Below are 12,014 nucleotides of genomic sequence, written 5' to 3'. Positions count from 1 at the left end.
CTTCGTCGTTTTGTGCATTCGAGCCGCACCCATCATGAAAGCTCCTTCGACCAGTTGATGGCGTTGACGTAGACTCCGAGTGGATTGGCCTTCAGCCGGTCGGCATCTCGGGGTTGTTGAATTACGATGGTGAGGATGGCGGTCCAGCGCTCTGTGGCGGCCAGGCTGCCGTTCTCGTAGCGGCGCTCGCTCCAGGCGACGCGAAACGAGTCTGGCGAGGCACGGATGACACTGGAAACGTCGGTCGCGACCTGGATCTTGCCGACCTTGGCAAACGGATCATTCAGGCGGGCATAGTCGTTGAGGGAGATCGCGCCGCGGTCCGTCGTATAATCATAGGCATGCAGCCAGTTCTGGCGGACGATAACCGGATCGTCCGGGATGCTTCTGACCTGTTCAATGAAGCGGGCGAGATGCCAGGCGATCTGCGGATCGGTCGGCTGATAATCGGCAACAGCCGGGGCGACAAGCTGAGCCTCGCCGAATTTGTCGACCTGTACAACCCAGGGAACCACGGAGCCTTGCGTCGACTGCCACACCAATGCCGCAGCAAAACCACCTGCGAGCATCAGCGAACCGAACGCCATCAGCCGCCAGTTTTTCGCCTGGACGCGGGCCGAACCGATACGCTCATCCCAGGCCTGAGCGGCACGTTGGTAAGGCGTCTCCGGTTGTGGCGTCTTGCCGTAGCGAACTGAGGGTCGTTTGAAGAGGTTCATCGGCGGTCGTCCTGATTGAGGGAAACACTCATCGAGCCACCACCGTGATCACCGGAGCGGACGGAATGCGCGGCCACGCTCGCGCCATGGCTCATTGTCTGACCTCGCTTCATGCGGTTGGCCCATTCCGGCGGCGAGCCGGCGTTGGCAGAAGATCCCGAAGATGGGCTAGCAGAGGACGGACCGGTTGCGGCTTGCCCGGAACTGCCGACCGGCGATTGTCCGCCGGTTGCACTCCATGCGGCAGAGCGACCCGATTGAACGCCGCCGGATAGCGCCGATGCAGCCCGCGATATGGCCTGCCTGACAGGCTGAGCTGCGGCGCCGGCCCCGGCTCGCGCGACACCGCCAAGACCGGCGGCGACGGCGCCCGCCCCGCTCTGTCCTGATGTTGCGGCGGCGAACCCATAGGCGGTCGACATGCTTCCCGCCAGATGGGCACCGCTCCGCGCGGCCGCAGCCGACATGCGTCCTCCAGCACCGACTGCGCTTACCGCCCCGCCCAAGCCGGCACGCGCTCCCATGTAACCGGCAGCGCCAAGGCCGCCGGCGGCCAGGCTCGTGCCGACCGCAGCACCCGCACCAAGCTGGGGCGCGCCGGAGACGAGGCCCGTCGCAATGCCCGGACCGAAGATCGAAAGACCCATCAGCGACAGCGCGCCAAGCACAAGCGACAGCGCATCGGTGATGGTGGGCTGTTCCGCACCGAAGCCTTGGGTGAACTCACCGAAGAGGCCCGAGCCGATGCCGACGATGACAGAGAGCACGAGGATCTTGACGCCCGAGGCGACGATGTTGCCGAGCACCTTTTCTGCGAGGAAGGCTGTCCGGTTGAACAGGGCGAAGGGGATCAGCACAAAGCCCGCAAGCGTCGTCAGCTTGAATTCGATCAGAGTGACGAATATCTGGACGGCGAGAATGAAGAACGCGATCAGGACGATTGCCCAAGCGATCATCAGAACGGCGATCTGGACAAAATTTTCGAAGAACGAGACGTAGCCCATCAACTGGCTGGCGGCTTCGAGGATCGGATTGCCGGCATCGATGCCGACCTGCGCGACGCGGCCCGGCTGCAGAAGTGCGGAACCCGAAAGCGCGGATCCTCCTGCCTTCAGGCCGAGTCCGGAAAAGCTCTCGAAGACGATGCCGGCGAGACGATTGAAATTACCGATGATGAAGGCGAAGAAGCCGATGTAGAGCGTCTTCTTCACGAGGCGGTGCAACACATCCTCGTCCGCACCCCAGGCCCAGAACAGGCCAGCGACTGTGATGTCGATGACGATCAGGGTGGACGTCAGAAAAGCGACTTCGCCGCCGAGCAGACCAAAACCGGAATCGATGTAACGCGTGAATGTCTCAAGAAAGCGGTCGATGACACCGGTGTCGTTCATGGCGACACCGCTGCTGGTGCCGGTGACCCGAAGCGCTCCGGCGCCGGCATGGCCGGTGTGTCGGTGCCGAAGAAGCGGCGGCGGTTCTGCGCCCATGCCGTACGACAGTCTGGGTCGCTGGCGGCTGCCATGCCAATGCTTCGGCATCGTGCCAGCTCAGCTATCGATGGCTCGCCGCCCGGATGTGCGGAGCGCGGGGAGGACGCGTCCTGCGAGCCGTTGCCGCGCAACACCATGAGGGTGGCGGCCATGGCAGCGCAAAGGGCAAGGACGACTGTCACCCGGGCGGCGATCTTGAAATCCATTTGGATAACCTCAGTTGTGGAACATGCGGACTGAGGATGGGGAGTAGCTGCTGCCCGCCATGAAGCGGCTGAACTGCTCTTGCGCCTGTTGCTGGGCCGCGGCTTTGCGCGCCTGCTCAAGGGCAGCGGCTCGCCCTTGTGCGGCCATCAGCGCGGTAAGGTCGGCGACCTGCTTTGCCTGAACGGCGAGAAGCTGGTTGCCGGCCTGGGTTGCCTGAAGGATGCCCACCGCCGACTGGCTGGCGTCGACCGCCGCACTGGTCTGCTGCCGCGTCCCCTCGATATCGTCGACGGCCACGGCGCCGGCCTTCAATGAATGCTCGAAGGACGACACGGATGTTTGCCAGCGCTCGCGCGCGCCATCGACAAGCTGCTGGCTGGAGAGATCCGACCCGAAGCTCTCGTAGGTCGACTTGAACTGGCTATCGATGTCCTGGACGCTATAGGCAAGCCTGTCGGCCTCGCCGAGCAGGTTCTTCATGTCGGCAAAATTGCCTTCGATCTGGCCAAGCAGCGATGTCGGCAGCGAGGTAAGGTTTTTCGCCTGGTTGATCAGCATCTGTGCCTCATTCTGAAGCGAGGTGACCTGGTTCTGGATCTGCTCCAGCGCGCGAGCCGCCTGCAGCAGGTTCTGGCTGTAGTTAGTGGGATCGAAGACGATGAACGCGGATGCGGGGCCGCAAGACAGCGTGACGCCGATAGCGATGACGCCTGTCGCCGCCATATGACGAAGGCCAGGAAACTTGCGAACAGGATTCATGATGGAATCTCCACTGTGGGTTGCTCGATGACATTGGCAAGGTGAGGAACGAGATCGGCCGCCCATGAGAGGCCGCGATTGGCAAGCCAGGTTTCGAGAAAGCGTTCTTGGCCGGCCTCGGCGATGACCCGCGCGATCGCTGCCTGATCGGTCTTCGACGATGCCGCGCAAAGGGCTAGCGCGATCGGACCAAGGCCGAGCTCGAACAACCGGTTGCCGAGCCGCGACTGGCAGTAGTAGTCGCGTTTCGGCGTAGCGCGGGCAACGATCTCGATCTGGCGGTCGTTCAATCCGAAGCGACGATAGATATCCGTAATCTGCGGCTCGATGGCGCGCTCGTTCGGCAGGAACAGCCGTGTCGGGCAGCTCTCGACGATGGCCGGCGCAATTCTGCTGCCGTCAATGTCGGAGAGCGATTGCGTGGCGAAGATGACGGAAGCGTTCTTCTTCCTCAGGGTTTTCAGCCATTCGCGCAACTGATCGGCGAAGCCGCCATCGTCGAGCGCGAGCCACCCCTCGTCGATGATCAACAACGTCGGCCGTCCATCCATTCGCTGTTCGATGCGATGGAACAGGTAGGCAAGCACCGCCTGCGCGGCACCTGTGCCGATGAGGCCTTCGGTCTCGAAAGCCTGGACCGGTGCTTCGCCCAAGTGCTCGTACTCGGCGTCGAGCAGCCGGCCATAGGGGCCGCCGATACAATAGGGCCGCAAAGCCTGCTTCAGCTGCGAGGATTGCAACAGCACCGACAGGCCGGTGAGGGTTCGTTCCTGAACCGGCGCCGAGGCTAGCGAAGTGAGCGCCGACCAGAGATGTTCCCTAACCTCGGGGGTGATAGGAACGCCTTCGCGAAGGAGAACGTCGACAAGCCAGTCGGCCGCCCAGGCGCGTTCGGGTGTGTGATGGATCCCGGCCAGCGGCTGCAGCGAAACCGCCTCGCCGTCATCCGAGAGATCGGCCAGCGTAAGCAAAGCCAGCGGATCGACGTGGTCCGGTCCGCTCGACGCATTGCCGCCGAGATTGTGCCAGTCGCCACCCATCGCGAGCACGGCCGCGCGGATCGATCCGCCGAAATCGAAGGCAAATATCTGATTGTTCTCGTAGCGCCGGAACTGCAAAGCCATGAATGCGAGCAGCACGGATTTGCCGGCGCCGGTCGGCCCGACCACAAGCGTGTGGCCGACATCGCCGACATGTAAGCTGAACCGGAATGGCGTTGAGCCTTCCGTTCTGGCGAAGAACAGCGGCGGCGCGCCAAAATGGTCGTCAGCTGCCGGCCCTGCCCAGACCGCCGACAGCGGAATCATGTGCGCCAGGTTCAGCGTTGACAGCGGCGGCTGGCGGACATTGGCATAGACATGACCAGGGATACTCCCGAGCCAGGCCTCGACGGCGTTGACGCCTTCGGCAATGCAGGTGAAATCGCGTGACTGGATGATTTTTTCCACCAGCCGGAGCTTTTCATCGGCGATCGAGGAATCTGCATCCCACACCGTCACAGTCGCGGTGACATAGGCTTCGCCGACCTGATCGGAGCCGAGATCCTGAAGTGCCGCGTCGGCATCGGCGGCTTTGTTCGCGGCGTCGGTATCCACAAGCATCGACGCCTCGTTGGTCATCACCTCCTTGAGGATCGCGGCGAGCGATTTTCGCTTGGCAAACCACTGGCGACGGATTTTCGTCAGCAGCTTGGTGGCCTCGGTCTTGTCGAGCATGATCGCCCGCGTCGACCATCGGTAGGCGAAGGCAAGACGGTTGAGTTCGTCAAGAATGCCCGGGAAGGTCATCGTCGGGAATCCGATGATGGTGAGCGTCCGCAGATGGAAATCACCCAACCGCGGTTCCAGCCCGCCGGCGAGTGGCTGATCGACCAGTAGCGCGTCGAGATGCATCGGCGTCTCGGGAACGCGGACACGATGACGCTTGGTCGAAATCGTCGAATGCAGATAGGTGAGCGTCTCGCCGTCATCGAGCCAGTCGACATCGGGAACGAAACCTTCGACCAGGTTCAGAACCCGGTCGGTACGGTCGACAAAACTGTTCAAAAGCTCCGGAGGATCAATTCCGATCTTTTCCCGGCCCTCGTAGAGCCAGCTTTCCACCCGAGATGCCTCCTCGGCCGGCGGCAGCCAGACGAAGGTCAGGAAATAGCTGCTCTCGAAGAGTTCAACGTGCGTCTGTCGATCGGCCCATTGAGGCGAGCCCTGGTCGGCCTCGCCTTCGAACTGTTCGCGGCGCTCAAGATCGACCAGTGCCGAAGCGCTGTCGGGAAAGAGACTTTCCGGATAGTGCTGCGCTGCAAGCCGAGCGGCTTCGACGAAGATCGCCCAGCCTGAACCCAGACGGCGCAGCGCATTGTTGAGGCGTGCCGTCGTGCCGACCAGTTCAGCCGGTGTCGCACTGTCGAGATCGGGACCACGAAACCGCGCGGTTCGCTGGAACGAGCCGTCCTTGTTGAGGGTCACCCCCGGAGCCACCAGTGCGGCCCATGGCAGATAGTCGGCGAGGTTTTGCGAGCGTTTACGGTATTCGGCGAGGTTCATCATGGGAAAAACCTGTCAGCAGCCGAAATGTGTGGGATAGCGCAGGTGCCGGCGAACCACGTCGACGAACTGCGCATCGCGCTTGGCCGCAAGGACGGCCGCAAAATGTCCGATCGCCCAGATGACGATGCCCGCGAGCCAGAGTCGCAGACCGAGCCCGACCGCACCAGCCAGCGTTCCATTGGCGATGGCGACCGCGCGGGGCGCGCCGCCGAGCAGGATCGGCTCGGTTAACGCTCGATGCACCGGCGCAAAAAAGCCGCGGACTTCTTCGCCTTCCTGCGGGGACCCTGCCATCAGATCAGCGCCCCGCCGCCGAACGAGAAGAACGACAGGAAAAACGAACTCGCGGCGAAGGCGATCGACAGGCCGAACACGATCTGGATCAGCCGGCGGAAGCCGCCCGACGTGTCGCCAAAGGCAAGCGACAGACCGGTGACGATGATGATGATCACCGCGACGATCTTGGCGACCGGCCCCTCCACCGACTCGAGGATTTGTTGAAGCGGCTGCTCCCACGGCATTGAGGAACCCGCCGCGTAAGCTGGCAAGTTCATAACGGCCGTGACCATCATCGTCGCAGCGGTCAGCGGAAGCACCGCAGCAATTCTAGGGATAGGCAACGACGTAAAGCGGTTCGGATTCATTTGAAGCTCCAATCAGGCTGGGGTGGTTGGCTGGGCCTAGAGTTTGGCCTCGAGCATGCGGTAATCGCCGGTGGCGGGATCGAGCCCGTCGACAAGCGCGATCTCGACAAGCTGGCGGGCCGACCCGCGGCCGGCCAGCACGGCGATGATGTCGATCGTCTCTGCGATCAGCGCGCGAGGGACCGTGATGACGGCTTCCTGCACGAGTTGCTCGAGGCGGCGCAGTGCACCAAGTCCGGTGCTGCCATGGATGGTGCCGATGCCGCCCGGATGCCCGGTGCCCCACGCCTTCAAGAGATCGAGGGCTTCGGCGCCACGCACTTCGCCGATCGGGATACGGTCGGGGCGAAGACGAAGGGACGATTTCACCAGATCGGAAAGCGAGGCGACGCCGTCTTTGGTCCGCAGCGCCACCAGATTGGGCGCGGCGCATTGTAGTTCGCGCGTATCCTCGATCAGCACGACGCGGTCGGAACTTTTGGCGACCTCCGCTAGCAAGGCGTTGACTAGCGTGGTCTTGCCGGTCGAGGTGCCGCCAGCGACCAGCACGTTCTTGCGCCGTTCGATAGCGAGGCGCAGCACATCGGCCTGGGCTTCCGTCATGACACCGGTGGCGACGTAATCCCTGAGCGTGAACACGGCGACGGCCGGCTTGCGGACGGAGAAGGCGGGTGCCGAAACGACCGGTGGCAGCAAGCCTTCGAACCGCTCCCCTGTCTCCGGCAACTCCGCCGATACACGCGGCGAACCGGAATGCACTTCCGCGCCGACGTGGTGAGCAACCAGGCGCACGATTCGCTCGCCGTCGGCCGGGTTTAAATGCTCGTCGGTTTCGCAGAGACCTTCCTTCAGCCTGTCGACCCACAGACGCCCGTCCGGGTTGAGCATCACCTCAACAATCGAGGGGTCCTCAAGGAACCCTGCGATGGCCGGGCCGAGCGCGGTACGCAGCATGCGCGCGCCGCGCGAGATCGCTACACTACTCTGATAATTGATCGCCACGATGATCCCCATTCTGCGCGGCGAGTTGGTCCGCGCCGCTGACGGGGATGATTAAAAGAGGCACCGATGCGAGCCTTGCAACAAGCAAAACGGGCAGTAGCGTAGCGACGTACAGAGACTTGCGGAATGCGGTGGAGGCGGCTTCGCTGGCTGTACTCAGCTGCGCTTCTGCTGGAGGATCATCTGTGTCCGTAGGCGGCGCGGCGTGATTTCCGCGCCAATCACAAGGCAGCTGGGTCGCACGCCTTGCGGACGACCAAGGGGCAACAACTAAGTCGCGCCATCTTCGGACGGGATTTCCTCGGAGATTTCCTGTCTCAGTTTCGGACCTTTGGCGAGTCGTCGTCCAAGCGCCGTGACAAATGCGTTGTAGCGCTCGGCGCCCTTGGCCCGCGCCGCGGCCTGGACGGGTTCCGGCAGCGGTGGATTGGTGGTCAGCCAGAAGCGCACGAACACGGCCAGTGTCTCGACCGCGATGCCGAGATCGCGTTCCATGCGGATCATCCGTCGGTCGAGCTGGTCGAGGCGTTTGGTGGTTGCCGCTTCCTGACGCTCCGCGGCATCCGGCGATAGGAAGGAGGCGATTGCTGCTTCCGCGATCAGCGACCGGGATTGATCTCGGCGAGCGGAATATGCCGCCAGTGCCTTCATGACATCGGGATCGAGATAGACGGACAGGCGCTGTTTTTTAGGCTGCTTCTTCAGCATCGCCTTTCACAGCTCCATACCGTCATTTGGGTCGAGCGAGACCTGCCGCGCGACGCCCTGCATCATGCGCTTCATCCGACTGTTGCGGATGGCGTCGTCCTCCAGGTCGTCGCCTGGATCGAGCACGAACTCGTTGTCGGTTGGCTCCTTCTTCTCGACGGTCCGGACCCTGCTCAACTCCGGTTGATGCCGGCGCTCGGATTCCGTCGGATCGCTATCATCGGCGCGCGCCTGGTCGCCGACAGGCGTGTTGATCTCCGACCGGACGGGGCGCGGCAGCGCGCTCCAGTCGTCTGTGTGCGCGGCCTTCGATCTTGGCAGGACGGGCGGTGGCAATATCCGCTCCTGAAACCGGGGTCCTCGTAGTAGCGCGCCTTCCTTGCCCGGATTGGTGGCGTACCCGCCACCATGACGATTTCATCGGCCGGTGGGAGTTGCATGATCTCGCCGGGGGTGAGCAGCGGTCGCGCGGTCTCGGACCGCGAGACCATCAGGTGACCAAGCCAGGGCGACAGACGGTGCCCGGCATAGTTTTTCATGGCCTTCATCTCGGTGGCTGTGCCGAGCGCGTCCGACACCCGCTTCGCAGTCCGCTCATCGTTGGTCGCGAAGCTGACGCGCACATGGCAGTTGTCGAGGATCGAGTTGCTCGGGCCGTAGGCCTTTTCGATCTGGTTCAGCGATTGAGCGATGAGGAAGGCTTTCAGGCCGTATCCCGCCATGAACGCCAAAGCGCTCTCGAAGAAATCCAGCCGACCCAGTGCCGGGAACTCATCCAGCATCAGCAGCAGTCGATGCCGATCCGATTTCTCGTTGAGATTTTCGGTGAGCCGGCGACCGATCTGGTTGAGGATCAGACGGATCAGAGGCTTTGTCCGGTTGATGTCCGACGGCGGCACGACGAGGTAAAGCGTGGCCGGATCCTTGCCGCCGACGATGTCGCCGATGCGCCAGTCGCAACGGCGCGTCACTTCGGCGACGACGGGATCCCGATACAGGCCCAAGAACGACATGGCGGTCGATAGCACCCCGGAGCGCTCGTTGTCTGACTTGTTCAGCAGTTCACGAGCAGCCGACGCGATCACGGGATGGGGACCGCTTGGCCCAAGATGTGCCGTCTTCATCATCGCTGCGAGCGTCGATTCGATCGGTCGCTTCGGGTCGGACAGGAAGGCCCCGACGCCGGCAAGCGTCTTGTCGGCCTCGGCATAGAGGACGTGCAGGATGGCGCCGACCAAAAGGGCATGACTGGTCTTCTCCCAGTGGTTGCGCCGTTCGAGCGAGCCCTCGGGATCAACCAGAATGTCGGCGATGTTCTGGACGTCGCGGACCTCCCATTCGCCACGCCGCACTTCCAGGAGAGGATTGTAGGCGGAGGATTTCGCATTGGTCGGGTCGAACAGCAGAACGCGGCCGTGACGAGCCCGGAAACCGGCGGTGAGCTGCCAGTTCTCGCCCTTGATGTCGTGGACAATCGCGGAGCCCGGCCAGGTCAGAAGCGATGGCACAACGAGGCCGACGCCCTTGCCGGATCGGGTCGGTGCGAAACACAGAACATGCTCTGGCCCATCGTGGCGAAGATAGTCGCGCTCCAGCTTACCGAGGACAACACCTTCGGGACCGAGCAGGCCCGCAGCTTTGACCTCGCCCTTTTCGGCCCAGCGCGCCGAACCGTAGGTCTCTGCATTCTTGGCCTCCCGTGCACGCCACACCGACATGCCGATGGCGACCGCGATCGAGATGAAGCCGCCTGACGTAGCGATGTAAGCGCCCTTGGTGAAAATCTCCGGCGCGTAGGCGTCATAAGAGAACCACCAGGCGAAGAACGCTGGAGGCAAGTAGACCGGCATCCCTGCGAGCCTGAACCAGGGCGTTCCAAGCTGCGGCTGAAACCCGAGCTGCCAAGCGACATATTGCGTCGACGCCCAGGTGGTGACGAGCACGATCAAGAAGACGATGAGGATCTGGCCCCAAAGGATTTTGGTGGCGGACATGGCGACGCTTCCCTTCCTCATGACGATATGTGGATCACAGCCCGAGCCCGCGTTTTCGGCCAAAGGTCCAGTCGATGCCGCCATCGTTGCGCGTCACGCCGGAGACATGCTGGCCGAGTTGCTTTTCCAGCGAGGGCGACCAGGGCACCAACTGGAAGCCGAGCCCGTCATCGATCATGGCGAAGCGCCCGGAGGCGAGCGCGAAACGCTGGCGGTAATTGCCGGCGACATAGTCACCGCTGGTCGATCGATTGAAGGGACGCCCGATCTCGGCGGCGAGCTTATCGCCCAGCGCTTCGATCTCGCGCTTGCGCAGGGTGTCGATCAGGTTTCGGGTAAATGTCATGCTGCCGCCTTGGCGTTCGGCAAAACCTTGTTCGATCAGGCGTTCTGCGCGGCGGCCCATGGCGTCGCGGACCTCGGCGCCGAAGCCGCCACTACCGAGGGCCACCGGCTCGCGCGCGATCGCCTGGCGGTCGAGCCAGGTGGCCCCGGTCGCGATGATCTGCCGTTCGATGTCGAAGTCGGAGCGGATGGCAAGTGCCACCCGTCGGCGACCCAGCGCATCATCGAACTTGCGAAGCTCGACAATCGACCCAGGCGCGCTGTCGCCGGCGGCGTCGAGGTCGGGCAGCTTGATGTGATGGGTGCGTCCGTCCGTGCCATCGACCACGGCATAGGCCGTTCCCTTCAACTCATCGTCGAGGCCGCGATCGACCAGGCGGCCAATTATGGGATCATCGAGACTTTCGCCGGCCAGCACATAGTTCGCTGTCCCGCGCTCGATGCCGCTTTCGGTCAAGCCGCGATGGATGCGTTTGATGATATCGCCGCGCTCGCCGAGTTCGCGCAGCATTACTTCGGCATTCTCAGACATGACCCATTGGCCGGGACCGATCTGATCGGCGAGGCCGAGGGCCTCCAGCTTTTGAAGTCGCCCGACTTTCAAAGCATGGAATTCGTCGGGCTGGCGGTCTGGGCTTGGCGCCATGTCGATGACGGCTGTGCGATAGCCGTCGCGCGCAAGCTGGCGATCGAGATTGGTCCAGCGTTCCGCCTCGATCTGCCGTTCGAGATTGCGACGGATCTCGTGATCGGTGCGCGGCCCTAGCTCCTGGGTGATGAGGTCCTGCGCCCGGTCGCGCATTCCCTGCTTGATGTAGTCGCGAGAGATGACGAGGTCCTGGCCATCGTCGGCCCGTCCGCGCAGGATGATATGCACATGCGGGTTGTCGGTGTTCCAGTGATCGACGCCGACCCAATCGAGTTTCGTGCCCAAGTCCTTCTCCATCTGCCCCATGAGGTCGCGGGCGAAGGTCTTGAGATCGGCTATCTCCACCGCGTCCTCGGGCGAGACAATGAAGCGGAAGTGATGCCGGTCGTCCACGCTGCGCTCGGCAAAGTCTTTCGGGTCGGCATTGTCGGTTTCGGGTCCGAACAACCGCGCTTTTTCTCCATCGCGAGTGACCCCCTCGCGGCGGAGATAATTGAGGTGCGCCGACAGCGGTGCCGATCGCGCCAGGTGCCGAACAACGCGCGTCTTGATAACGGCGATGCGGGAGCGTCCCGTCAACAGGCGGTTGGCCTGAACGGCGGCACGCTGGCCGCGGCCGAAGCGCGAGCAATTGCCGGACGTGATCCTGCCGGATCGCGAGACGTGTCCGCCGGCCTTCTGTGCAGCGGCGAGTGCCTGGGCAATGAACGGCCTGGACTGCTGGGCTCGAGTCGAGCGGATGCGGCCTAGCCGAATGCGAAAATCGCCCTCGCCGCTCATGGCAGATGCCGCGCACATCGCGCCAAGTCGCTGAGAAAAATTGGAAAACCGGATTGCCGCGAGGGGCGCAACACCAGCGCACCTCGCGAAACTGCTGCGTAACCCCTTGAAAAACCACGACCGCCAACAGCCGCACATCGCGGCCTTTTATCTAGCCATCCCTCCCCGACT

At 63.1% G+C, this 12,014-nt stretch carries 10 protein-coding genes and 1 pseudogene; all 11 read right to left on the bottom strand.

The annotated features are described in order from the left end of the window. Positions 1–32 precede the first annotated feature (32 nt). The 11 genes and pseudogenes from trbF to RFM52_RS22495 all read right to left on the bottom strand — a co-directional run bounded on the left by trbF (position 33) and on the right by RFM52_RS22495 (position 11,843). Positions 33–719 (bottom strand): conjugal transfer protein TrbF, encoded by a 687-nt coding sequence (gene trbF / locus RFM52_RS22545; RefSeq protein WP_320293544.1) that lies wholly within the window; start codon positions 717–719, stop codon positions 33–35. Then, positions 716–2,110: a P-type conjugative transfer protein TrbL gene (gene trbL, locus RFM52_RS22540; RefSeq protein WP_320293543.1), complete on the bottom strand. Its 1,395-nt coding sequence runs from the start codon at positions 2,108–2,110 to the stop codon at positions 716–718. Before trbL ends, trbF begins: the two co-directional genes overlap by 4 nt. Beyond that, positions 2,107–2,415 (bottom strand): putative entry exclusion protein TrbK-alt, encoded by a 309-nt coding sequence (gene trbK-alt, locus RFM52_RS22535; RefSeq protein WP_320293542.1) that lies wholly within the window; start codon positions 2,413–2,415, stop codon positions 2,107–2,109. The genes trbL and trbK-alt overlap by 4 nt, the downstream gene beginning before the upstream one ends. A 10-nt stretch (positions 2,416–2,425) precedes the next feature. Beyond that, on the bottom strand, positions 2,426–3,175 hold the full coding sequence (gene trbJ, locus RFM52_RS22530) for a P-type conjugative transfer protein TrbJ (RefSeq protein ID WP_320293541.1): 750 nt from the start codon (positions 3,173–3,175) through the stop codon (positions 2,426–2,428). Then, entirely contained in the window at positions 3,172–5,721 is a 2,550-nt protein-coding gene (trbE, locus tag RFM52_RS22525) for a conjugal transfer protein TrbE (protein WP_320293540.1), read from the bottom strand. The genes trbJ and trbE overlap by 4 nt, the downstream gene beginning before the upstream one ends. A gap of 12 nt (positions 5,722–5,733) precedes the next feature. Beyond that, complete coding sequence (locus RFM52_RS22520; protein ID WP_320293539.1) at positions 5,734–6,015, bottom strand: VirB3 family type IV secretion system protein; 282 nt, start codon at positions 6,013–6,015, stop codon at positions 5,734–5,736. Beyond that, positions 6,015–6,293: a TrbC/VirB2 family type IV secretion system protein gene (locus RFM52_RS22515; protein WP_320293774.1), complete on the bottom strand. Its 279-nt coding sequence runs from the start codon at positions 6,291–6,293 to the stop codon at positions 6,015–6,017. The genes RFM52_RS22520 and RFM52_RS22515 overlap by 1 nt, the downstream gene beginning before the upstream one ends. Before the next feature lie 108 nt (positions 6,294–6,401). Then, the gene (gene trbB / locus RFM52_RS22510) at positions 6,402–7,319 is read right to left on the bottom strand and encodes a P-type conjugative transfer ATPase TrbB (protein ID WP_430699217.1); all 918 of its coding nucleotides are present in this window, start codon (positions 7,317–7,319) and stop codon (positions 6,402–6,404) included. Positions 7,320–7,637: 318 nt separating this feature from the next. Next, complete coding sequence (locus RFM52_RS22505; protein ID WP_320293773.1) at positions 7,638–8,072, bottom strand: CopG family transcriptional regulator; 435 nt, start codon at positions 8,070–8,072, stop codon at positions 7,638–7,640. Between the two features lie 9 nt (positions 8,073–8,081). Further along, a pseudogene (locus RFM52_RS22500) lies at positions 8,082–10,069 on the bottom strand (conjugal transfer protein TraG). 34 nt (positions 10,070–10,103) lie between these two features. Continuing rightward, positions 10,104–11,843, bottom strand: coding sequence for a relaxase/mobilization nuclease domain-containing protein (locus tag RFM52_RS22495; protein ID WP_320293537.1), 1,740 nt, complete (start codon positions 11,841–11,843; stop codon positions 10,104–10,106). Positions 11,844–12,014 lie beyond the last annotated feature (171 nt).

Origin of the sequence: Mesorhizobium humile, from assembly GCF_033977215.1 — a bacterium.
Lineage (GTDB): Bacteria > Pseudomonadota > Alphaproteobacteria > Rhizobiales > Rhizobiaceae > Mesorhizobium > Mesorhizobium humile.
The sequence above is the reverse complement of the archived record's forward strand: the minus strand, read 5'-3'. Positions and strand labels throughout refer to the sequence as shown.

Excerpts from the sequence above, each read along its gene's own strand:
- trbF (WP_320293544.1), bottom strand. The coding sequence starts at position 719 with ATGAACCTCTTCAAACGACCCTCAGTTCGCTACGGCAAGACGCCACAA.
- trbL (WP_320293543.1), bottom strand. The coding sequence starts at position 2,110 with ATGAACGACACCGGTGTCATCGACCGCTTTCTTGAGACATTCACGCGT.
- trbK-alt (WP_320293542.1), bottom strand. The coding sequence starts at position 2,415 with ATGGATTTCAAGATCGCCGCCCGGGTGACAGTCGTCCTTGCCCTTTGC.
- trbJ (WP_320293541.1), bottom strand. The coding sequence starts at position 3,175 with ATGAATCCTGTTCGCAAGTTTCCTGGCCTTCGTCATATGGCGGCGACA.
- trbE (WP_320293540.1), bottom strand. The coding sequence starts at position 5,721 with ATGATGAACCTCGCCGAATACCGTAAACGCTCGCAAAACCTCGCCGAC.
- RFM52_RS22520 (WP_320293539.1), bottom strand. The coding sequence starts at position 6,015 with ATGGCAGGGTCCCCGCAGGAAGGCGAAGAAGTCCGCGGCTTTTTTGCG.
- RFM52_RS22515 (WP_320293774.1), bottom strand. The coding sequence starts at position 6,293 with ATGATGGTCACGGCCGTTATGAACTTGCCAGCTTACGCGGCGGGTTCC.
- trbB (WP_430699217.1), bottom strand. The coding sequence starts at position 7,319 with ATGCTGCGTACCGCGCTCGGCCCGGCCATCGCAGGGTTCCTTGAGGAC.
- RFM52_RS22495 (WP_320293537.1), bottom strand. The coding sequence starts at position 11,843 with ATGAGCGGCGAGGGCGATTTTCGCATTCGGCTAGGCCGCATCCGCTCG.